Genomic DNA, 22,301 nt, shown 5'->3' on the forward strand with positions numbered 1-22,301 from the left:
GCCGTCTGCACCGTCATGTGCAGCGAGCCCATGATCTTCGCGCCCTTGAGCGGCGCCTTGCCCGCGTATTCCGCGCGCAGTGCCATGAGACCGGGCATTTCGACTTCGGCGAGACGGATTTCCTTGCGGCCCCACTCCGCCAGCGCGAGATCGCGCACGGCAAAGGCGGGACGATCGGTCGCCGTCAGTTCGACGACACCGTTTTCGGTCATGACGGAGGTAGCCATGGGATTGGTTCGGTTGAGAGAGTTCTGTGTGGCGTCGAAGAAGTGTGTAGTGCGTAGTGACAGTTGTTGGTTGTCAGTTGACTCACAACTGAAAACTTCCACTACGAACGACAAACTCCCCCGCCATACGCGATTTCGGTTACAACACCATCATCGGCCGCGGCATCGCCACCGCCGTACAACTGAACAACGCCGGACCGCTCGCATCCGGGTCCACCGGGAGCGGAACGTACCGCAGCTGCGCAAAACCGGCCTCGTGCAGCCATTCGTGCATCGTGTGCTCAGCGAACCCGAGCCACACGTGTCCCATCTGTTCACGGAAGCGCTCCTGTGCATGCGGGCGCATGTCACCGATGAGCACGCGCCCACCGGGACGCAGCACCCGGTGCACTTCGCGTAGCGCGCGCACCGGATCGCTCACGTGATGCAGCACCAGCATGAGGATCGCCACGTCGAGCACCCCGTCGTAGAGGGGCAACGACTCGAGCGCGCCATCCTGCACGCTCACGTTGCCGAACGCCCTCAGTCGGGATCGGGCCGCGGTCAGCATCGCAGGCGACGCGTCGATGGCATGCACGTGGTCCACATGCGGCGCCAGCGCGGCCGACAGTGAGCCGGTGCCGCAGCCGAGGTCACCGATCACGAGATGCGAGTCGAGCAATGCGAAGGTCGCCGCGAGATCGGCGCGGGCGCCGAACATCCCGGTGCGCAGGGCATCCCATTCGGCGCTCGCCGTGGCGAAAAACGCCTGGGTGACGGTGCGGCGCGACGCGATCACCGCGTCGATGCGCGCCGCGTCCTGCTGCGCCCCCGGCGTGTCGGCCATGGCACTCCGCACCAGCTCCCACAGCCCCAGCATGTCGGGATCGAGTTGCGGATTGCGGCGATACCACCGGCTCGCCCCTTCGGCCCGCGAGGCGATCCACGCCTGATCGGCGAGAATCTTGAGGTGCCGGCTTACCGTGCTCTGTGGAAGCTGCAACGACTGCGCGAGCTCCCCCACGGTCAGCTCCTGCCGCTCGAGCGCGGCGAGCAGCCGACACCGGGTGGTGTCGGCCAACTCGACCATATGGTCGTGGATGGAGAGCCGGGGGGCGGTCATGCCTAAAATATATCCTATTATCCGGATGAACGGATAGTGGTGACATATCCCCTTCCCCTGTGCGGTTTTCCCTGTCTCACCGCCGACGCCAGGGCTATACCATACAGTTGATGCCTGAACTCTCCTTGGCGTTCGACCTCCTCGTGGCGGCCCTCGTCGGACTGGCGGTGGGGGTGGAACGCGAGTGGTCGGGGCACAGCGCGGGCCCCGACGGCCGGTTTGCGGGGGCCCGCACCTTTGCCCTGCTGGGTACGATCGGCGGGTTCGCCGGGTGGTTCGTGCGCCTGGGGTACCCGGCGCTGGCGGCCGTCGTCGCCGCGGGCGGCGTTTTGCTCCCCATCGTGGCCTACTGGGCCACCATGCGCCGGCCGGGCACCACCACCGATGGCACCACCGAAGTGGCGGCGGTGCTGGTCGTCGCCCTCGGGCTCACCGCTGGTCTCGGGCTCCGCACCCCCGCCTCCGCCGCCGGCTCGATCATCGTCGTACTGCTCGCCGAGAAGTCGCGTCTGCAGCAGCTGCTGCAGCGCATTGACGCCAATGAGATGCGCGCGGCGCTGCTCTTCGCGGTCCTCGCGCTCGTCATCCTGCCGGTGCTCCCCTCAGGCAGTTACGGCCCATACGGGGCATTCCGTCCGCGTCAGCTGTGGGTGGTCGTGCTGGTGTTCTCGGCGCTCAACTTCGTGGGCTACATCGCCCGCCGGCTCATCGGCGAGACCCGCGGTCTTGCTGTCACGGGACTCGTGGGCGGCTTCGTATCCTCCACCGCCGTCGCCCTCGGTTTCAGCCGGCGCAGCCGCGACGAACCGCAGCTCGCCCTGCCACTCGCCCTCGGCGTGGTCGCGGCCTGCACGGTGCTCATTCCGCGCTTGTTCGTCGTCACCTCCATGCTGCGCCCATCCCTCGCGTGGGCCTTGGTCCCCGTGCTGGGTCCCGTCCTGCTCGCCGGTGTCGCCATCATCGGCCTCGCCCTCTGGCGCGAGCGCGACACGCGCCCTCATCGCCGTGGCACCCCCCAGACCATCGGCGACGCGCCCGCGAAGGCCGGCAACGGGCCCAACCCCCTCGGACTGTCGACATCGCTGCAGATGGCCGTCGCGTTTCAGGTGGTGCTCTTCGCGCTGGCCTGGATGCAGCAGCACGCCGGACAGGCCGGGATCATCGCCTCGGCCACTGTGCTGGGACTCACCGACATGGATGCACTCACCCTTTCGATGACCCGGTTCGCCGCGGATCCCGCACAGGTGCGCACCGCGGCGGCGGCCGTCGGCGTGGGGGTCCTGTCCAACACGGCGCTCAAGGCCACCCTCGTGCTCACCATCGGGGGACCGCGGTACCGCGTGCGCGCCGCCGCGGGACTCGCGGTCCTCGCCGTGGGCAGCGCGGTCGGGCTGCTCATCGGATGGCCGCGATGAGTGACGACACGAAGACCCACACCACGATGCGCGACTACGTCAGCGCGATCGGTCGTACCACCCGCACCGTGATTGCGCCGATCGGCAGCGGCGCCCGTTTCGTGAGCGACGTGGTGGGGGCGATGCGCGACGTGCGCACGTGGCTGCCGGAGTTCTCCGTACACGCGCGCATCCTCGGTGTGGAATCGCTCCCCATCGGCATCTTCATCGCGCTCTTCACCGGCATCGTGCTCGCGCTGCTCGCCAGCTACAGTGTGGGCGACCTCGTGCCGCCGTACTTCGTGGGCACGCTCGTGCAGAAGACCGTCACGCTCGAGTTGGCTCCGGTGCTCACGGGGCTGGCGCTCGCCGGGCGGGTGGGCGCCAACATTGCCGCCGAGTTGGGCACCATGCGCGTTACCGAGCAGATCGATGCCCTCGAGACGCTCACCTTCGACCCCATGAGCCATCTCGTGGTGCCGCGCGTGCTCGCGTCGGCCGCGATGTTTCCGATCGTGGTGGCGGTGGCCATGCTGGTGGGGCTCCTCTCGGGATGGGCCGCGTCGCTGTCGCTACTCGATATCAGCACGCCGCAATTCCTCAAGGGTGTGCGCATCTTCTTCACCAGTTTCGATGTGCGTTACGGCCTCGTGAAGTCGGCCAGCTTCGGCGCGGCCGTGGCGCTCATCGGCTGCCGCGCTGGCCTGACCACCCAAGGCGGTGCGCAGGGCGTGGGGCGCGGCGCCACCCGTGCCGTCGTGATTTCCGCCGTGATGATTCTCGTGCTCGACGCGTTCTGGGCCGTTGTGTGGCTCACCAATCGCACCCTCAAATGATCGCCTGCCGAACGTCGGCTTCCGGATGGTCCCATGACCAATAGACGCGCCAGTGATTTCGTCGTCGGGCTCACGGTCCTCATCGTCACCGCCATCACGATCGGTGGCACCCTGTGGCTCAAGCAGGCCGACCTCGGCGGCCGTACACGGCATCTCACCGTGCGCTCGCGCGACGTGGGCGGCGTGTCGCTCGGTAACCCCGTCGTGATTCGCGGCGTGCGCGCGGGACGCGTGGAACAGATCGCGCTGGGTGACGACAACTGGGTGGTGCTCAAGCTTGGACTCGACCGCGATGTCGAGATGCCGAAAGATCCGGTCGTGCTGCTCGCCGCGTCGAGCTTGTTCGGTGAATGGCAGGCCACTGTGACCAGTCGTGATGCCGTGCCGGGTGATCGTGCACTGTTGGCCGCCATCAAAGAGGCACACACCGGCAGCGATACGCTGGCCGGCGCCGTGCTCCCCGACATCGCCCAGCTCACCGCCGTGGCTGGACGCATCAGTGGTGACGTGGCCAAGGTGGCTGAACGGGTGCAGGTCGCGTTCGATGACGCCGCGGCGCGCGAGCTGCGCGAAAGCATCCGCAACTTCGCCCAGCTGTCGGCTGAACTCGCGCGCACCGTGAACGTGCAGTCGCGCAATCTCGACAGGATCAGCACCAACGTGCAGACCGGGCTCACCACCATCAACGATGCCGCCACACGCCTCAACACGTTCTCTTCCCGCGTGGATAGCGCCACGAGCCGTGGCGAGCTGCAGACGATCGTGACGAACTCACAGAATGCCGCGCGCGAACTCGTGCAGGCCGCGCAGAATCTCAAACAGATCACCGACCGGCTCGATCGCACCGAGAGCAGTCTATCGCGCGCCGTGTCGCGCGCCGACTCCGTACTCGCCAAGGCAAACAGCCGCGAAGGGACGATGGGGCTGATGATCAATGACCCGTCACTCTATCAGCAGAGCGACTCCCTCGTCCGCGAACTGCGCGCGCTTGTAGCGGACATGAAGAAGAATCCGAAGCGATACATCAACGTCAGGGTCTTCTGAGGCGGTAGCGGTGACTGCGCGGGAAATAGCGTGGAAAACGGCGGGTGACAGCGTCATGGATCAACAGCGTCATGGGTCATGATGACAGCGAAACCGAAACCGCGGACACCCACGCTCCGCCGTTACCCGCAGTTACGGTTTCGCCGTAACCCATGTCCCATAGCGCTGTTCATCCATGACGCAGTAACCCGCAGTTCCCGCCGCAGTTACAACGCGCCGTCTCACCCGGTAGCCGGCACCGCGAGTACGCCCACTCTCGCCGTCCGCAGCACGCGCGTCGTCACCGAGCCCACCACCAGGCGCTCGTACAACGAGTGCCGCTGCGTCCCCACGGCCACGAGATCGGCGTTCGCCTGCTGCGCGTACGCCAGTAACGCCGGCGCCGGGTCGCCACGCACCGTGACCGTGTCCACCGTGACCCCGCGCGGCACGTCGAGCTGCGCCGTCACCTGATCGAAGAGCGGCGGCAGCGTGCGCCCATACTCGACATCCCACGCCTGCCAGTCGGCGCTCGGGTGCTCGAACCGCGGACGCACATGCACCAGCGTCAGGCGACCACCGGGCGCCAGCAGGTGGAGAGCCAGATTGGCCGCCTGCACACTCGCCACGCTGAAATCGAGTCCCACCACGGCGTGGGTAGGGACCGCCGGAAAACTCGGGCCGACCGCCAATACCGGCACCCGCGATTCGCGCAACGTGGCCAGTGTTGTTTCCGTGCCGAACAAACGGTCGAGCGGGTTGTGTCGTCCGATACCCATGACGACAAGCGCCGCCCCGCGACGGTCAGCCTCAGCCGCGAGGGTGCGCGCCGGCGAGCCCACGAGCACCGTGATCGGCCACGACGGATCGCCCGCCGCGGAGATGTTTACCGAGCGACGCAGGTCGTCGAGCATGTTGGCGCGCCGGGCTTCGTCGAGCTCGGCGGGCACCGGCAGCACATCCATGCCGGCGGCCCCCCCCGGCATGGGTTCGCACACGCCGATCACCTCGAGCGGCCCGCCAAACGCCGACGACACCAACCGTCCGGCGTTGAACAGCGCCTCGTGGGACACCGCGGTGCCGTCGCTGGCCACCAGAACGGGGCCACCGGCGAGCGCAAACGACTGGCTGGGGGAAGACACAGGTAACTCAGCGATGGCGGACATGAAGCGGATACAGGCCGCCGTTACCGACATCGGGAACACAGCCGATGCGGCGCATCACGCGACACGGTACAAGGGTCGCACGCTGAGGCCGTGGCCTCTATCGGGGAGGACTCCCGCAAACGTCAGGGAATCCCGCACATCGATATGCGGATGGCCGGCGTGCTGGCCCGACCGCGACCTCACGCGGCAGACGCTACAACGCCCACCGGAATGCCCGCGCCACCCAGTCACCCAACCGGTGCGCCCAGCCGCGCTGTCGCCAGGCCGCAGCGGTGATCTCAAGGCTCCCTTCGAGGTCCGCCGTGTACACCCGCTCCAGGGCGGCCCCGCACGTATCGTCGAAGAGCAGCACGTTGCACTCGGCGTTCAGCCAGAACGAGCGGAAGTCGAGATTCGATGAACCAATGAGGCTGGCGTGTCCATCCACCACCAGCGTCTTGGCGTGCAACGTGGCGCGCTGATACTCGAAAATCCGTACGCCTCGGTCGAGCAGATACGCGTACGCCCCGTGCGCGGCATGCCGGGCGAGCGGCACATCGGTACGTGCTCCGGGCAGCAGCAGCCGCACGTCCACTCCGCGCTGCGCGGCCGCCGCGAGTACGGTGAGCGCCCGCGTCGGCGGGGCGAAATAGGGCGTGGTGATCCACAACCGTTCGCGCGCCGCGGCCGCCAGCGCCACCAGGGTGGTCAGCATCTCGCGCTGCCCACGTCCGGGGCGCGGATCCACGACCAGCACGGCGGGATCGTCATGACCGGCCGCTTCGGCGATACGTCGCACCTGTCGACCACGTCGTCGGTCGCGACGTTTCCCGAGCTGCCGCTGCACCCGTGCCGTAAGTGGCGCGACGAACGGCCACCGCGAGGCGAGCGCGGCATTGAGCGCCAACGGGCGAGCGGGCGGATGCAGCACCCCCTCACTCCAGCTTACGTACTCGAGCCCCGGCAACACCGGACCACGGGCGCGATCCCACCCCTCCGCGAACACCGCCGCCAACTCACCCGCCACCGTCCCCCGCAACTCCACGAACGTGTCACGCCAGGCGTCATGTCGACGGCGGATACTTGAACCGTACTCCTCACCGATGTTCATGCCGCCGGTAAAGGCGGTGGCGCGATCGATCACCAGCAGCTTGCGATGATCACGGCGTAACGCATCGAAGGGGTGATGCCAGAACCGGTGGAAGTGACGCACCTGTACACCACCGGACTCGAGCGTGGCCCAGAACGATCCACGCGTCGCGAGGGAGCCCACCGCATCGGCCAACACACACACGCGGAGTCCACGCGCCGCCGCCTGCAGCAGCGCCGTCTGCACACGTACCCCCAGCTTGTCGTCGCGCAGGATGTACGTTTCGAGCAGCACCTCCTCGCGCGCCGCGTCGATAGCCGCCTGCATGCGCGCAAAAGCCTCTTCCCCGTCGGGAAGCAGGCGCACCGGCGGACATCGATGCAACGGGCCGCCATCGATTCGCTGCGCCAGCGTGCGAAAGGCCCCGTCGCGTACGCCATTCACCAACTGGCGCGCAGTGGCCCAAACGCGCCAGGCGCGCTCGGCGCGGGGAAACGACGTGGTGGGCATCCTCCAGAAACCTAGCGTGCCGCGCCACGCACCGCCGAAGCGGGCGTGACGCGGCACGAGAGACCATGTAGAGGATCAGCGACGCGCGGGCGCGGGCACCATGGTCAAGAAACTCTTCGCATACCGGTGTCCGATCTCCCGCACGGACGGCGTGTCGTAGTGGGTGGTGTCACCGCGATGCTTGAGGCCATCGGTGCGCACGAACGCCGAACGTGACGTGGTGCGCGCCACCAGTTGATGTATGCTATCCACGCGTGTGCGATGCACGGTCCACGGCTTTTCAGCGAAACGCCCCATCTGCCCGATTAGGAACGGCACATCGGGCGCATCGAGGTCGCGACGCATGTTGGCGATGACCGCGCGCAATCGCTGCTCGTAATCAGCCGGGCCCTGAGCGTTGCTGTCCGTCTCGCCCTGCAGCCACAGAATACCGGCCAGGCGCCCCGAGGCGAGTGCGGCTTTCGCGCGTACGATGGCATCGTCGTACGGATGAGTCTTGGTGGGACCGTCCATCGCGCCGGGCTCCCACGACCGGATGGACGACCCGCCCACCGCGGCCGGAATGAGCCCGATCTCACTCTCCCGCCACGCCGACGCAATATCCACCCCGAACGCGCGCCCGGGTCCTACGCCCACCACCTTGGGCTTGTCGAAGTGCATGGGCTCGCGCGCCGGCACCCACTGCTGCCTCGCGTCAAGCATGAACACCCGGGGTACCACCGTACTGTCCTCGGCTTCCACCGTGCCACGGCCAGCCATGTTCGACTGCCCCACGAGCAGGAAGAGTTGCATGTCCTTCGTGGGCACCGGCGCCGAACGCGGCTGCGCACACGCCAGCGCCGGCACCAATGCGAGCATAGTGGCAGCGCGAACCACCGACAACAATCGATGCCTCATGACCGGACCCCCTCCCACAGCCCCTGCAGGTACATCGCACCGAGTGCACGATCATGAAGTCCATACCCGGCGCGGCCCTCTTCGCCCCAGATCATGCGGCCATGATCGGGACGCATGGGACCGGTGTAGTCGTGCCGCGCCAGTGCCGACAACACGCCGCGCATGTCCACGTCACCGAACTCCGACGGATGCGGGACTTCGTCAAACGCCCGGGATGTGGCCGTATCCCGACGCTTCACGTTGCGGCAGTGCATGAAGTGGATACGACCGCGCGCCGCGAATTCGTCTACCAGCGCCGGCAGATCGTTCTTCGCGAGTGCGCCCAGCGAGCCGGTGCAGAACGTGAGGCCGTTGGCCGGATGGTCCACGAGCGACAGGAAGCGCCGCAACGCGTCCCCGTCAGTGATGACCCGCGGGAGGCCGAAGATCGACCAGGGCGGATCATCCGGGTGAATGGCGAGTTTCACGTTCACCTCGTCCGCCACAGGCACGACACGCTCGAGGAAGTACGCGAGATGCTCCCACAACTGCTCCGCATTCACGGCCTTCCACGCATCGAGCAGCGCACCGAGGGTAGCCGCATCGTAGGCCGTGCTCCAACCGGGCAGTTCGCCCGTGCCGCGGGTGAGATCGAAGCGCGCCAGCTCCTCGTCACTGTACGTGAGGGTGGTGGAGCCGTCCGCCATGGGATGCGCGAGGTCGGTGCGCATCCAGTCGAAGATGGGCATGAAGTTGTAGCACACCACCGGAACCCCGGCCTCACCCACCTGGCGCAGGCTCTCACACCACGCCTCGATGTAGCGGTCGCGATCGACGGCGCCGAGCTTGATGTGCTCATGCACGGGAATGCTTTCGACCACCTGCAATGACAGCCCGGCGTTGTCGATGCTGTCCGTGAGACGCGAAACGCTATCGCGCGTCCATGCCTCGCCTACCGGTACGTCGTACACCGCACTCACGATGCCGCGCACACCCGGAATCTGACGGATGTTCCTCAGCGTCACGCGATCCGACGGACCGTACCACCGAAACGTCATGCGCATGCCGAACTCACACTCATCTGCGTTGGGGATTCGTTGAAATAAGCGACGATCGTCATACGCCGGTGAAGGCGCTGAAGCCACCATCGACCGGGAGCACGGTACCCGTCACGAAGGACGCCGCGTCGCTGCACAGGAAGCGGACGGCCCCGTGTAACTCTTCGTGGCGTCCGAACCGCCCCATGGGGGTCTTGGCGAGCACCGATTGCGCACGCGGCGTCCAGTTGCCGTCAGCATCCACCAGGACGGCGCGATTCTGCGTGGCGAGGAAGAACCCCGGCGAGATGGCATTCACCCGCAGCCCCTCACCGCATCGACGGGCCAAGTCGACAGCCAACCATTTCGTGAAGTTCTCCACCGCGGCCTTGGCAGCCGAGTAGCCCATCACGCCGCTGAGAGCCTGTGTGGAGGCCATCGACGAGATGTTGATGATGCTGCCACGCCCCTGCCATGCCATCGCTTCGCCGAAGACGAGCGACGGAAGTACGGTCCCGTGCAAGTTGAGCTGCAGCACTTCGTCGAATGCATCCATGGGAAGATCGAAGGGCGGCCCATTGTCGCTGCGCGCCCGCGCCACGTTGCCGCCCGCGGCGTTCACCAGAATGTCGATGCGCCCCCATGCCTCGAGAACGTGCGCCCGTGCCGACTGCAGCGCATCGCGATCGACCACGTCGGCCAGCACCATCATGGCCTGTCCACCGGCGTCCACGAGACGCTCGACCATCGCCCGCGCTTCGGCTTCGCGACGCCCAAGCACCACGACCCGTGCGCCTGCAGCCGCCAACGTGGTGGCCATGCTGCCACCGAGCACACCATACCCACCGGTAACGATGGCCACGCGATCACGAATATCGAAGAGATCCGTCACGAAATCGAAAGGACGAAGAGGGAGATCAGCGGGATTCCGTACGCAGCAGCACGAGACGACGATCGCCCCGCGCGTGCATGGCGACCGTAGTACCGGTAAACGGCACCCGTACCACGCTGCTGTCGTTGGGCGCCACAATCGTGGTGACCGGTCGGGCGTTCACCGTAAGGGTGAGGCTCAGTGGTGTCGACGTGGGGTTGAGCACCGTGGTCTGCAGCGACGTGCGCCCCTCGGGCACACGCCACCACACCCGCCCCTCACCCTCCGCAGACCCGGCGTCGAGCAGCTTGTACGACCCGCCCGACGTGAACTCGTAGGGGCCGTAGGGGCGACGGCCCCGCGCCACGTACTGTACCGCGGGCCGTGTGTTCCAGCCACCACTTTCGCCACCGGCCAGCCAGAATCCTTCGGCGTCGATCGTCGTGGCATTGGCGGCACGCATCGCCTCCGGCATGGTGGGCACGGTGTTCACCAGCAACCCACTGTTCACACCGGTCACGATACCCTGCTCCGAGCCGTAGTTCCCCCACTCGATGATGCCACTGATCAGCGGGTGCACGTCGTGGGTGTCGTTCCCCGCCACGTAGGCCACGAGATTGTGCAGCAGTCGATCGGCCACCGGCTCGCTCCCCACCCGCGGCACCATGTCGAACGCCGACAGCACGACGCTGCCGCGACCGATGAAGTGCTCGGTCAGCGCGTGACCGGCGAGACCGTGATCGTAGTTTGCGAGCACCGCCACACGCGACAACTCCTGCGGTCGGGTCAGCGCGTAGCCGCGGGTCACCGGATACACCGCGGGCAAGCCAGCTTTCGTCTCGCGCCATCCCGTGTAATCACTCCACAGGAACAGATCATCGCGGGTGATGCCACGGAACACCGGATGCGCGGGACGCTCGGGGTTGATGGCCATCCCCTGCGCCCATGGCCGACCACCAGGCATCACGTAGGGATGATCGAGCGGCGTAATGGAGGGGCGCACCCCGCCAGGCAACCAATGCGTGGCGAAGGCATCCGGCCGCTGGTCGAGTACGAGTACCCGACCGCCGCGCGTGGTGAACGCCTCCAGCAACCCCACGTCACCCGTGAGCAGAGTATCCCAGCTGCCGCTGCCCACCACCACCGCGTCACGCTGCGGGTCGAGGCCAACCAGCTGCCTGAGCGGCTCGGTGCGCACCCCCAGTGCGCTGAGTGCGCGCCTCGTCCGACCACTCGGATCGTACAAGCGCAACGTGCGACCGGACATCGAAACGGGGGATTTCCGTGCGAACACCCGGACCGTGGTATGGTTGCGGCTCAGCGTATCGCGGCCGCGCACCAGCACGCCCTCGAGCGTGAGCGACCCCTCGGCGTCGCGCGGCAACGGGATGGTGAGTGAACGCGCGCTCGCCGTGTAGTGCGCCGCCACGGGCCACGGGAGGCGCGTCGTGAATCGCGCCCGCCCCGTACCATCACGCAACGTGGCCACGAGCGTGGCGCCGACGATGGCCCGACCGTCGTCGGCATCGTTCACCACATGTGCCACCACCGGCCATGCGTCACCTGAATAGCGCTGCGGCGTGAAGTGCTCCCAGCTGAGCAGGACCGGACGGAAGGAGCGCACCAGCTGCTCCACCACCGGCTTCGGCCCCATGTCGGTCACCGACGTGATGCCGTGCCAATTGGAGAAGAGAATGGTGAACGGCACCACGCCGGCGAGGGCCTGGTTCTGCGGGCGCAACCGGCGCGTGATCTCCACCGCCTGACCGGTGAGCCACGCCTGATATGCAAGCGCGCGCGGGCCCTGTTCTTCGTCGGGGGCGTGTCCCGTCCAGTTGAGCTGCGAATCCGGCTGCTTGGTGTCGGAGACGAGATTGTAGCGCCCGTCGGCCCCCGTGTAGTTGCCCACCACTTCACTCAGGGTGATGGGCTGCACTTTGCCGTCGCGCCAACAGGTGGACGCATCGCGCAGCGTGTAGAAGCTGAGGAAGGAGTTGTAGTACCATCCCCAGTAGCGATGCATATCGCACAGGTCACCGGAGCGCCCGTGTCCGTATCCCGCATTCGCCAGAATGAGGCGCGTCGGATCCCACGCCCGAACGCTGTCCGTCACGGCCCCGAGATAGCTCACCATGGCCGCGGCACCGTCCGACTGATAGTGCACCTCGGGGTCGGCCGTCTCGTTGGTGAGCGCGTAGATCACCACGCTCGGGTGGTTCACCTGCGGCGCGAGAATCGTATCGCGATACCAGGCGACACTCGCCGCGAAGTTCCCCGGCACGCGCGTGGCCGAACCACCGCGCGGCGTGCCGTAGTTGCCCTGGAATACCAGCATCCCCACATCGTCGGCAGCATCCAGCCACAAGGCATTGGGGGTGCCGAGGCGAACGATGTTGATTCCCTGCTGCTTGAGAAAACCCAGATACTCGCGCGCGAATCGCGGGCTACGCGACAGCGAATCGGGAATGTTGCGCCCCGGCGGATTGATCGCGTTGCCCTTGAGGAATACGGGGCGGCCGTTGAGCAGAACACGACCGTTTGCGGTCGTGATGCGGCGAAATCCGATGCGCACGCTGTCCCGCAGCGTGCCCACCTCGAGAAGCAGATCGTAGCGGACCGGCGAGGACGGCGACCACGGCTGCACGCGTGCCAACGGGACACGAGTGGACACGCCGGCCATGCCTTCAACTTTCGCCAGCGTACCGAGGGAGCCTCGCCACACCGTGGTGCCATCGGCGGCGCGGAGCGTACCGGTTACCTGCTGGCCAACCGCACCGTGATCACCGACGCGCACATCGATGCGCATCGACGACACATCGGTGAAGACCTGCGTCCGAAGTGTTCCCCCCGATGCCTGCGCGTGCATCACGACCGGCAGCACACCGGCCGCGAGCAGCGCCACGACCGAGCGGTGATGATGCCTCACTTGCGACGAACCCGGATGGCGCTGAGCAGCGGCTTCCCCTTGTGGGCCATGAACCGCACGTCGATTCCACGGCCATCAGTCGCGCGCGCCGTCGAGAGAATGGGCACGGCCACGCCGGTACCGGCCTGCGCGGCGAGATCCAACCGCGACACCGTGAGGACGCCGTTCACTACCACGTCGAACACGCGTTCACCGATCGGCGTCGCGTTGGGCTCGGCAAACCGCAATTCGACCTCGTACTCTCCATCGGGGACATCGAAGCGATATCCCTGCAGCCCCTCACGGTACGTGATGTACACCGGCGGCTGAGACGTCCCGCGCACGGGCAGTTCCTTGCTGAATGGCATCGGTTCGCCACCGACGTGGCCGTAGCCGCCGGGGGTGTACACGCGATCGGCGACCCAGAGCACGCCATCCACATCGGCCATTTCCGCCTGACTGCCCACGTTCACACCGAGATCTCGAAACGGTACCGAGGCATCGGCCAGACGCGGCGCGCGGTACGTGAAGTCGATGACCAGACGGTCGGTCGCCACAGCCGCGGCACCGACCGTGCGCGCTTCCAGGACGTTGGGGCCGTCCGTGAACGGCACCTCCCACGTGATGCGCTTCACGTCGTCTGGGACGCGTACACCGAGTGAGCGGCCGTTGAGGAACAGCTCCACCTTGGCTGCATTGGAGTACACATCCACCGGCTGCCGCACGGCGCGCATGCCGGCACCGGCCGGCGCGGTGCTGTCGGTACCGGTACGACGCGTCCACGTGCGGCTCGCAATGTGCACCATCGGCGTGCGCGTCCAATTGGCCTGGTACAGGAAGTACACGTCCTTGTACTCCCGATTCCACGTCATCAGCCCCTTCTGATTGCGGAACGGAATGGAACCACCGATCTCCCCCTTGCCGAAGTCAAACTGATTCCACACCGCGCTTCCGGCGAGCCACGGCCGCGCCGCCAGCTGCCGCAGATACGACTCGTGATAACGGCGTTGCCACGTGCCGCTGAAATCGAAGCGCTCGGGGACGAGACTGTTCACGCGATAGTCGTCTTCCGCGCCGTACTCGCTGAGGATGAGCGATTGGGCCGGATGCGCCGCGCGACGCTTATCGAGCCCGCGACCGAGGTCGGCAAACACGCCACTATACCAGCCGTCGTAGCGATTCACCCCGACGACCGGCGTCCGCACGCCGAGCCCCGCCTTGTCGTAGTCATCGCTGCCGTGCAGAGCCACCGTCGTCGGCCGCGACGGATCTTCCGCCCGTGCCACACTGTCGAGTGTGGCCTCGAGCTCGCGCACCTGACGCAGGTACGTGCTGTCGCTGTGCCGGTTGATCCGCTCGCCGTCGCCCGACCAGAGCAGCACCTCATTCATCAGCCCCCACAACACCACGCTGGGGTGGTTGCGATGCTGCCGGATCATCTCGCGCAGCTGCAGCACCGTGGCCGCGGTGAACCGCGCATCGGGGTTGATGTAGTCCACCACCGGGATCTCTTCCCACAAGAGCAGTCCCAGCTCGTCCGCCGCCTCGAGCACGGCCGGGTCCTGCGGGTAATGCGCCAGACGCAGGAAATTCGCCCCCATCGCCTTGATGAGCGTCAGATCGCGGCGATGCAGATCGTTCGACAGCGCACTGCCGAAGCGCTCGTGATCCTGATGCCGGTTGGTTCCGCGAAGGACGAGTTTTTCGCCGTTCAGCCGAAACCCGGTCGAATCGAACGCGAACCAGCGCAGCCCCACCCTGTCGGTCACACGATCCAGCACACGCTCCCCGTCACGGACTTCCGTGTGCAGGGTATAGAGGTACGGCGTGTCGGGGCTCCACAGCTGCGGCTTCGTCAGGGTCGGTAAGGGCCCACCGGTCACCGACGTCTGACCCGGCGTCAATGACAGCACACGTTCACGACGCACCACTTCACGCCCGGTGGCGTCGGTGAGCATCTGGGCCACCGTGACGGTGCGCGCGGTGCGTCCGCTGTTGGCCAGCGTGACGTCGGCCTCCACCACGGCGGAATCGCGCGACACGTACGGAGTACGCACGACCGATCCCTTCTCGCCCAAGGCCCCCGGCCTCACGTGTACCGCGTCCGTGGCTACCAGCCACACGTCGCGATAGATGCCGCCGTACAGCACGAAGTCCACCGCCAGTGGGGCGAGGAACGGATCGTGCGCGTTGTTCACCTGCACGGCGATGATGTTGCGCGCACCAAGGGTGATCCACTTCGTCACATCGAAGGTGAAACCGGTGTACCCCCCAGCATGACGGCCGGCCCACGCGCCGTTCACGTACACATCCGCCACCTGATTGACGCCCTCAAACCGCAGATAGAGCGACTTGCCGGCGTACGTGCTGTCGAGCGTGAGATAGCGACGGTACCACGCCACGCCGCGCCGGTATCCGGGGACGTCATCGAACGGGTCCTTCGCATTCCAGGTGTGCGGCAGCGTGATCTGCTCCCAGCCAGCGTCGGCCACCTGGGCGCGTTCGAAGGGCCGGAACTTCCCGGGCTCCACGAGCGCCGTGAAGCGATCGCCGTACGACTGGCCGCCGTAGGCGAAGTGCCAGCCGTCGTTGATGGTGCGCTCCACGCGTCCCACCGGCTGTGCCCCGGCGCCCACAGCATGAAGCATGGCCACCGCAGCCATGCTCCGCGTCCACCCCATCACGCTGCCGCGCATGTCGTTCAGTAGCCCGGGTTCTGGTTCATCTTGCGCCCGAGGTTCGCATCGATGACCGACTGCGGAACGGGCAGCAGCGAGTCGCGCGGCTGCACCGCGGCACGCGCCAGCGGGTTGAAACGCGTGGTACGATCGAACCAGGTACCGGTGCGCAACAGCGTATACCGCCGCTGCTCCTCGGTGATCAGTTCGCGCGAACGTTCATCGAGGATGAAGTCGAGCGTCACCTGCGCCGGCGTGATGGCCGACGCACCGGCCCGGGCGCGCACGATGTTCAGTGTCGCCGCCGCATCGGTGGTGCGCCCCTGTCGAAACTGTGCCTCGGCCAGCAGAAGATAGGTCTCCGCGAGCCGCAGGTACGGCTGGTCCACGAACGTGGCGCCACCTTGCGGGTCGATAGGGCTCGCCCAGTCCCACTTGCGCGTACTCGGCCACAGCGGATCGCTCAGACGTTCGGCCGCGAAGGCGGTGAGCAACGTGTCGCCAAGACGACGGCCAGCGGGAAGCGTGGCCGCGTTGTTGAACGTATAGAAACGGCGCAGCGCAAACGTTCCGCCACGCTGATCCTGCGGCTCGTAAAGATTGATCGCGTAGCGCGTCATGGACAAACGGCCGATGCCACGACCACCGTACTCCGGCGCAATCTGCAAACCGCGGTTCTGCTCGTACCGGTTCACCCAGTAGCGGCGCAAGATGCTACCACCGCCACCGTTCACGAGCTCCGCGTACTGCAGAACCCACAGCGCCTCGGTGTTGCCCTGCGCGCGGTTCACGTTGCCGTCCACGAACTGGTCCATGAACGGCACGCCGGGCTCGGTGCGCCTCACGCCATAGCGCGCGGTGATGAGCCGGTAGTTGCCGCTGGTGATCACCGCCTGCGCCTTCTGCTCGGCGAGCGCGGGCTGGTTCAGCGCCAGATACATCTCGGCGAGATAGTGCTGTGCTACCGCCTTCGTCACCTTGCCGGGATTCGTCGTGGTGAGCGGGAGGTTCTGTTCGGCATACAGGAGGTCACTCACGATGAAGCGACGCACCGAGTCACGCGGCGCCCGCTCCCAGTCGTTGCGGATGCTCGTGCCCGACGATTCCTGCGTGTTGATGGGCACATCGCCGTAGAGGTATGACAGATGGCGATAGGCCCAGGCGCGAATGAGCCGCGCTTCGGCCGTGACACGCGCCTTGTCCGCCGCGCTCCACTTCACCGCCGGGTTCTCCGCCCGGGCGATGATGGTATTCGCCGCATTGACCGTCTGGTACATCACGTTCCAGATGTGCGTGATGAACCCGTCGACGGGCGTCATGCGCACACCGAACTCCTGGAAGGTGCGCTCGTTCGGGGAAACGAAATTGCCGAAGCCGTTGTCCGTACCGATGACCATCGGGATCATCAGCAGCTCGTTGTTCGACTCGTCCTGTCCCCAGCGTTCGCGACGTACCTGGGCGTAGAGCGCGTTCAGCCCGGCTTCGAACCCCTCGAGGTTCGTGTACAGGTTGTCCGCGACGATGATGTCCTTCGGGTTTTCGGTGAGCAGCTTGTCGGTGTCGCACGCGGCCATCGACAGCGCCATGGCGAGCGAACCACCCAGCAGCGCAAGTCGTCGCGCGCGGGTTGCAAAGGAGGTCGTCATGCGTGGGGTCCGGGAGCGGATTGCGTGGTTGGTCATGGCTCAGTACCGGATGTTGACGCCGGCGGTGAACGTGCGCTCGAGTGGCACAGCGCGCTGGCCGGCCAGCTCGGGGTCCATGCCCGTCCACTTCGTGCTCGTCCACAGGTTGCGGCCGTTCACGTAGACACGCGCCGACTGCACCCCGAGACGCGTGAAGGTGGCCTTCGGCAGGTCGTACGAGAGCGACACGTCCTTGAGGCGCACGAAACTCGCATCTTCGTAGAAGTCCACGCCCAACGGATTGCTCGTCTGACTGTTGGCCGGGTAGCTGTTGATGGGGTTCGTGGGCGTCCAGTACTGTTGGTACAGCATGTTGCGGCTCACGTTCGCGTTCACCTGGCCGGTGCCGCGTAACACGTTCACGCGCGTCACCCCCTGCACCGTCTGCAGGAACGCGCTTGCGGTGATCCCCTTCCAGCGCACCGTGTTGGTGAGGCCGCCGGTGTACTTGGGCTGCAGGCTGCCGATGATCGTGCGATCGGTGGGGTCGATCTTGCCATCCCCGTTCGCATCCACGATGCGCACGTCGCCAGGCTTCGCGGTGGGCTGGGCCGACGTGCGGATGCGCGCCGTATCCGCCAGCTGCCAGATGCCGTCGAACTTGTAGCCGAAGTTCACATCGATCGGCATGCCGATGAACCACTGGTTGGCGAGATCGCTCTTGCCGTCGCCATACAGATCGACGATCTGATTACGGTTCACCGACACGTTGAGATCGGTCGTCCAGCGCACGCCGCCCTTGTCGACGTTCACCGTGGAGAGGTTGGTTTCCCAGCCCCAGTTCGACGTCCGGCCGATGTTCTGCGTGATCCGCGTGATCCCCTGCACCGACGAGATGGAGCGGGACAACAGCAGATCACGCGTCTTCGCCTCGTAGCGTTCCCACGTCCAGTTGATGCGGCCACGGAACATCGAGAGATCAAATCCGATGTTCGACGAGGCCGTTGTTTCCCACTTGAGATCGGGATTGCCGAGCGTCGACGGGATGTAGCCGGGTGCCGAGGCGTCGCCGCTCAGGTACGAGCGATCGGCCAGCTGCGACAGCGTCTGATACGGGTTGATCGCCTGATTGCCATTGCGGCCGGTCGTGTAGCGGATCTTGAAGGCATCCACCTGCGCCTTGAACGGGAAGAAGCCCTCGTTCGATACGTTCCAGGCGAGCGCGAGCGAGGGGAATACGCCGTACTTGTTGTTGGCGCCGAAGCCCGAATAGCCATCACGCCGCGTCGTCAGCGTGGCGAGATAGCGCTCGTCGTAGCCGTAGTTGAGACGCGCCATCTGCGACACGATCTTCGATTCCACCACGCTGGCCGTGGTCAGGTTGAGCGTGGCGAGCGCCGAGCGATACCCGAGCACATCGTTGGGGAACCCCTGCGCGTCGCGGCTGCGCGTCTCGAGGCTGCTCGACTGCACACTGTACAGCCCCGTCGCGTCGATGGCATGGCGACCGAACGACTTCGCATAGCGAAGGAGATTCTCTACCGTCCAGTCGTTGCGCGTGGAGTTGCTCGTGGTGGCGGTACCCGCCGAGCGTAGCCCCGTACCGGTGTTGCGGCCGTAGTAGCGGCCGTTGTTGCTGTTCGTGAGATCGGCGCCGGCGTTGAGACGGAACGACAGTCCGGGAATCTTGGGCACCGTAAGCTGCGCGTAGTTGGACGTGAACAGACGATTGTTGACGGCGGCGTCGTTCACGAAGAGGTTCTCGAGCGGGTTGGCGCCGTTGATCGGCTGCTCGGGCCACGGATTGATGAGGATGCTGCCGTCAGTATTGAACGGCTTGATGAGCGGGTTCTGGTAGTACGCATCGGTAAAGCTGATGGGCAACCCGCTTCGATCGGTGCGCGCGAACTGCGTCGACGTGCCGGCGGTGAGCCATGGCCGGATCTGCTGGTCCACGTTCGCGCGGAAGGTGGTGCGCACGTAGCGATCGTTCTTCGCCACCCCTTCCACATCGAGCAGCGAGCCGCCGAGGAGGTACTTCGTTTCCTCGTTACCACCGCTCACCGACAGGTCGTGCTGACGCTGCGTCCCGGTGCGAGTCCCGAGCGTCTGCCACGGCGTATCGATGTTCTGGGCGATGTTGTCGTTCTCCGTCTGCGTGAACGTTTCGGCGCACGACTGGTCGGCCCGTACGCGCAGGCGCTCGCACTTGAAGGTGATGAACTCCGCCGCGGTCATCACCCGCGGCAGATCCACGAACTCCTGCGTCCCGGCACTGCCGCTGTACTGCACCCGCGCCTTGCCCGTCGCCCCCTTCTTGGTGGTGACGAGAATGACACCATTGGCACCGCGGGCGCCGTAAATGGCGGTCGCCGACGCGTCCTTCAGCACATCGATCGAGGCCACGTCGCCCGGATTGATTTCCCCGAGCGGGCCGTTGTAGGGAATGCCATCCACCACCACGAGCGGCGAGGCGCTGGCGGAAATGGAGCGCTGGCCGCGCACGGTGATGTTGAGCGTGGGTTCTGCACCGGCACCGCTGTTCACCACCGCGACGCCGGGGAGCGACCCTTGCAGCGCCTGCGCCACGGACACGTTGGGCTTGTCCTCGAGGCGATCGGTAGGCACCGACACCACGGAGCCGGTGATGTCGGAGCGCTTTTGCGTGCCGTATCCCACGGTCACGACGTTGCTGAGCGTGGTGGCGGTGCGCTCGAGCGTCACGTCAATCGTGGTACGGGATCCCACCACCTCGCGACGCTCACGGAAACCGATACGGTTGATGACGAGCGTGTCGTTGGGCCCCCGTACACGCAGGCCGTAACGGCCATCCTCAGCCGAGACGGACCCGATGCGGGTGCCAGCCACCACGATGGTGGCGCCAGCAACGGCCTCGCCGTTGTCGGTCGCCGTGATGCGGCCGCGAATGAGCGGACCGCCCTGCGCGCCAGCCAGCGCAAACGGGACGGCCAGCAGCAGAGCGAGCGCTGCGAAGGAATTGGTTCGTGACATGGAGGGGTCGGAGATTGGACGCGTCCGGGAAGGTGGGACGCACATCGGGCCGGCGAGACTGCGCGAACCGGAAGGGAGGTGCGGTGGGAGGACTACGGGAAAAATCGGGACGGCGGGGCAGCCATGGTCAGGCAGGACGAGCCACGACCGGGAGAGGATGGACGGCCGGATCCCAGCGCTGGAGATCCGTGCGCACCTTGTCCAGATGCGCAGCCATGAGGCGGCCAGCCATGGAGGCGTCGCGCGCCCGCAGCGCCTCGCAGATCTCGACGTGCTGGCGATGGTCTTCGGCACGCGAGTTCTGGATGTCGAGAATCGCCCGCTGTTCATGCGTGAACAGCGAGGTGAGCACTTCGAGCAGCTGGGCAAGCACCGTGTTACCCGACGCCACCGCGATGCTGCGATGGAACGCCATGTTGGTCTGATTCAGCACCTCGTCGTTGCCGAGGTTGGCCTCAGCGTGCGCGAGCAGCACCTGCATCTGGTCGAGCTGGGCGTCGGTCGCCGCGGTCGCAGCCCGCTCGGCCCCCAGCACCTCGATCGCGGCACGCGCCTCGATGAGATCGAGGAGCTGCTGTTTCGACGGCAGGCCGGTGAGCACCGGATTGCTCATGAGCAACGCGTCACTCCGCCGCCCCACGTACACACCGGAGCCATGGCGGATGCTCACCGCCCCCGCCATCTCGAGCCGCTTGAGCGCCTCGCGCACCGTTGGGGCCCCAACCCCGAAGTCCCGGGCCAAAGCGGCAATGCTCGGCAGCCGGTCACCCGGGGCGTAGTCGAGCTGGATGAGCTGCTTCAGGCGTTCGGCGAGGTCGTTCGGCAGCCGGATACGACTGATGGGGCGCAGCGAGGGCGAATGCTCTGGAGTCTGGTCAGCCATGTGTTCTGGTGATAAAGTCATATTATGACTTTGACGAGAGACTACCCGACCATGCGCCCCACTGTCAAGGCGACCGCCATCCCCCACAGACCGTTCGGCCCAAAAACACTGCTCACGCCCATTTTTGCACTGGTGGTCACGAGTTTTTCGACACTGCAAGCCCAGACGGCTGGACTGCCGGTCGCCACGGCCCCTGCTGATTCGGTGCTCCCCGCCTACGTGCCCAAGGGCTCGAAGATCGGCTTCGCAGACGCCATTGCCGCCTTCGAAACCAATGATCGGCTGGCACCGCCGCCGGCCGCCGGCATCCTCTTCATCGGCAGCAGCATTTTCCGGCAGTGGGAAGCACTCACCGAACAGATGGCCCCACTCCCCGTGTACAACCGCGCCTTCGGCGGCTCCAAGACCTGGGAAGTGCTGCATTACACCGATCGCGTCGTGCTTCCGTACAAGCCCCGCTTCGTGGTCTACTACTGCGGCAGCAACGATGTGAAGGGCAAACACGCGGCGGCAGGCATCATCGATCGCATCCGGCAGTTCAATACCAAGGTGCACACCGCACTACCGGGCACGACCATCTTCTTCACCGCCATTCAGCGCGCCCCCGACAAGCGCGCCCGGTGGGCGGTAGTGGATTCGGTCAATGCGGTGTTGCGCGATGACGCGGCGCGATCAGGCGGGTGGCTCCGGTACGTGGACCTCAACCCGGTGCTCTTCGATGCCCGTGGCGAGATTCGCGGCGCCCTGTTCAAGCCGGATAGCCTCCACTTCAAGCCCGACGCCTATGTCGAGTTCACCGCGGTCCTGAAGCCCGTGCTGGAAGAGGCCTGGCGTAGCGCGCGCCGCTGAGCGTTACCCTGATTCGGGTCGCGCGAGCACCGTCAGGAGGGCATTCTTCGGTATGAACCTGCTGATTCGCCTACTGATCAATGCCGCGGCGTTGTGGGCCGCCGCGCAATTCATCGACGGGATTCGCTACACCGGCAGCGCCACGGGCCTCCTGGGGCTCTCGCTCGTCTTCGGGGTGGTGAACACCTTCATCCGGCCAGTGCTCACGTTCTTCTCGCTGCCGGTGCTCATCGTCACG

17 protein-coding genes are annotated in these 22,301 nt (G+C 66.2%); 5 read left to right on the forward strand and 12 right to left on the reverse strand.

Annotation, left to right across the window (positions count from 1 at the left end):
• A partial coding sequence (locus ACIQ6O_RS02330; protein ID WP_396206172.1) for an adenosylhomocysteinase occupies nt 1-212 on the reverse strand: 212 nt, incomplete at its 3' end.
• Nucleotides 213-366: 154 nt separating this feature from the next.
• Entirely contained in the window at nt 367-1,329 is a 963-nt protein-coding gene (locus tag ACIQ6O_RS02335) for an ArsR/SmtB family transcription factor (protein WP_396206155.1), read from the reverse strand.
• Nucleotides 1,330-1,439: 110 nt separating this feature from the next.
• On the opposite strand from ACIQ6O_RS02335, the gene ACIQ6O_RS02340 reads away from it, so the two are divergent.
• Genes ACIQ6O_RS02340 through ACIQ6O_RS02350 form a run of 3 tightly spaced genes read left to right on the forward strand, consistent with a single transcriptional unit; the run spans nt 1,440 to nt 4,603 of the window.
• Complete coding sequence (locus ACIQ6O_RS02340; RefSeq protein ID WP_396206156.1) at nt 1,440-2,744, forward strand: MgtC/SapB family protein; 1,305 nt, start codon at nt 1,440-1,442, stop codon at nt 2,742-2,744.
• Nucleotides 2,741-3,559, forward strand: coding sequence for an MlaE family ABC transporter permease (locus ACIQ6O_RS02345; RefSeq protein WP_396206157.1), 819 nt, complete (start codon nt 2,741-2,743; stop codon nt 3,557-3,559). The genes ACIQ6O_RS02340 and ACIQ6O_RS02345 overlap by 4 nt, the downstream gene beginning before the upstream one ends.
• 33 nt (nt 3,560-3,592) lie before the next feature.
• Entirely contained in the window at nt 3,593-4,603 is a 1,011-nt protein-coding gene (locus ACIQ6O_RS02350) for an MlaD family protein (RefSeq protein WP_396206158.1), read from the forward strand.
• Nucleotides 4,604-4,824: 221 nt separating this feature from the next.
• On the opposite strand, the gene ACIQ6O_RS02355 is transcribed toward ACIQ6O_RS02350, so the two are convergent.
• From ACIQ6O_RS02355 to ACIQ6O_RS02400, 10 genes are all read right to left on the reverse strand, one after another.
• Complete coding sequence (locus tag ACIQ6O_RS02355) at nt 4,825-5,724, reverse strand: universal stress protein (protein WP_396206159.1); 900 nt, start codon at nt 5,722-5,724, stop codon at nt 4,825-4,827.
• Between the two features lie 217 nt (nt 5,725-5,941).
• Nucleotides 5,942-7,327 carry a phosphatidylserine/phosphatidylglycerophosphate/cardiolipin synthase family protein gene (locus tag ACIQ6O_RS02360; RefSeq protein ID WP_396206160.1) on the reverse strand — a complete coding sequence of 462 codons (1,386 nt, stop codon included), beginning with the start codon at nt 7,325-7,327 and terminating at the stop codon, nt 5,942-5,944.
• A 75-nt stretch (nt 7,328-7,402) separates the two neighbouring features.
• Complete coding sequence (locus ACIQ6O_RS02365) at nt 7,403-8,224, reverse strand: sialate O-acetylesterase (RefSeq protein WP_396206161.1); 822 nt, start codon at nt 8,222-8,224, stop codon at nt 7,403-7,405.
• A complete protein-coding gene (locus tag ACIQ6O_RS02370; RefSeq protein WP_396206162.1) occupies nt 8,221-9,267 on the reverse strand; it encodes a mannonate dehydratase in 1,047 nt (348 codons plus the stop codon). The genes ACIQ6O_RS02365 and ACIQ6O_RS02370 overlap by 4 nt, the downstream gene beginning before the upstream one ends.
• Before the next feature lie 52 nt (nt 9,268-9,319).
• On the reverse strand, nt 9,320-10,132 hold the full coding sequence (locus tag ACIQ6O_RS02375; protein WP_396206163.1) for an SDR family oxidoreductase: 813 nt from the start codon (nt 10,130-10,132) through the stop codon (nt 9,320-9,322).
• Between the two features lie 25 nt (nt 10,133-10,157).
• Complete coding sequence (locus tag ACIQ6O_RS02380; protein WP_396206164.1) at nt 10,158-13,013, reverse strand: glycoside hydrolase family 2 TIM barrel-domain containing protein; 2,856 nt, start codon at nt 13,011-13,013, stop codon at nt 10,158-10,160.
• Between the two features lie 20 nt (nt 13,014-13,033).
• On the reverse strand, nt 13,034-15,664 hold the full coding sequence (locus tag ACIQ6O_RS02385) for a glycoside hydrolase family 2 TIM barrel-domain containing protein (RefSeq protein ID WP_396206165.1): 2,631 nt from the start codon (nt 15,662-15,664) through the stop codon (nt 13,034-13,036).
• Nucleotides 15,665-15,717: 53 nt separating this feature from the next.
• On the reverse strand, nt 15,718-17,340 hold the full coding sequence (locus ACIQ6O_RS02390) for a RagB/SusD family nutrient uptake outer membrane protein (RefSeq protein WP_396206166.1): 1,623 nt from the start codon (nt 17,338-17,340) through the stop codon (nt 15,718-15,720).
• A 39-nt stretch (nt 17,341-17,379) separates the two neighbouring features.
• Complete coding sequence (locus ACIQ6O_RS02395) at nt 17,380-20,331, reverse strand: SusC/RagA family TonB-linked outer membrane protein (protein ID WP_396206167.1); 2,952 nt, start codon at nt 20,329-20,331, stop codon at nt 17,380-17,382.
• A gap of 127 nt (nt 20,332-20,458) precedes the next feature.
• Nucleotides 20,459-21,214 carry a FadR/GntR family transcriptional regulator gene (locus ACIQ6O_RS02400; protein ID WP_396206168.1) on the reverse strand — a complete coding sequence of 252 codons (756 nt, stop codon included), beginning with the start codon at nt 21,212-21,214 and terminating at the stop codon, nt 20,459-20,461.
• 51 nt (nt 21,215-21,265) lie between these two features.
• Here ACIQ6O_RS02400 and ACIQ6O_RS02405 point away from each other — a divergent pair, with 51 nt between their 5' ends.
• Both ACIQ6O_RS02405 and ACIQ6O_RS02410 read left to right on the forward strand, forming a co-directional pair.
• Nucleotides 21,266-22,063, forward strand: a complete 798-nt coding sequence (locus tag ACIQ6O_RS02405) for a GDSL-type esterase/lipase family protein (RefSeq protein WP_396206169.1) — start codon at nt 21,266-21,268, stop codon at nt 22,061-22,063.
• A gap of 52 nt (nt 22,064-22,115) precedes the next feature.
• On the forward strand, nt 22,116-22,301 hold a 186-nt coding region (locus ACIQ6O_RS02410; protein ID WP_396206171.1), incomplete at its 3' end, for a phage holin family protein.

This window comes from Gemmatimonas sp., assembly GCF_044345575.1.
GTDB lineage: Bacteria > Gemmatimonadota > Gemmatimonadetes > Gemmatimonadales > Gemmatimonadaceae > Gemmatimonas.

Excerpts from the sequence above, each read along its gene's own strand:
- ACIQ6O_RS02395 (WP_396206167.1), bottom strand. The coding sequence starts at position 20,331 with ATGTCACGAACCAATTCCTTCGCAGCGCTCGCTCTGCTGCTGGCCGTC.
- ACIQ6O_RS02370 (WP_396206162.1), bottom strand. The coding sequence starts at position 9,267 with ATGCGCATGACGTTTCGGTGGTACGGTCCGTCGGATCGCGTGACGCTG.
- ACIQ6O_RS02350 (WP_396206158.1), top strand. The coding sequence starts at position 3,593 with ATGACCAATAGACGCGCCAGTGATTTCGTCGTCGGGCTCACGGTCCTC.
- ACIQ6O_RS02385 (WP_396206165.1), bottom strand. The coding sequence starts at position 15,664 with ATGCTTCATGCTGTGGGCGCCGGGGCACAGCCGGTGGGACGCGTGGAG.
- ACIQ6O_RS02340 (WP_396206156.1), top strand. The coding sequence starts at position 1,440 with ATGCCTGAACTCTCCTTGGCGTTCGACCTCCTCGTGGCGGCCCTCGTC.
- ACIQ6O_RS02400 (WP_396206168.1), bottom strand. The coding sequence starts at position 21,214 with ATGGCTGACCAGACTCCAGAGCATTCGCCCTCGCTGCGCCCCATCAGT.
- ACIQ6O_RS02345 (WP_396206157.1), top strand. The coding sequence starts at position 2,741 with ATGAGTGACGACACGAAGACCCACACCACGATGCGCGACTACGTCAGC.
- ACIQ6O_RS02405 (WP_396206169.1), top strand. The coding sequence starts at position 21,266 with ATGCGCCCCACTGTCAAGGCGACCGCCATCCCCCACAGACCGTTCGGC.
- ACIQ6O_RS02335 (WP_396206155.1), bottom strand. The coding sequence starts at position 1,329 with ATGACCGCCCCCCGGCTCTCCATCCACGACCATATGGTCGAGTTGGCC.
- ACIQ6O_RS02360 (WP_396206160.1), bottom strand. The coding sequence starts at position 7,327 with ATGCCCACCACGTCGTTTCCCCGCGCCGAGCGCGCCTGGCGCGTTTGG.
- ACIQ6O_RS02365 (WP_396206161.1), bottom strand. The coding sequence starts at position 8,224 with ATGAGGCATCGATTGTTGTCGGTGGTTCGCGCTGCCACTATGCTCGCA.
- ACIQ6O_RS02390 (WP_396206166.1), bottom strand. The coding sequence starts at position 17,340 with ATGACGACCTCCTTTGCAACCCGCGCGCGACGACTTGCGCTGCTGGGT.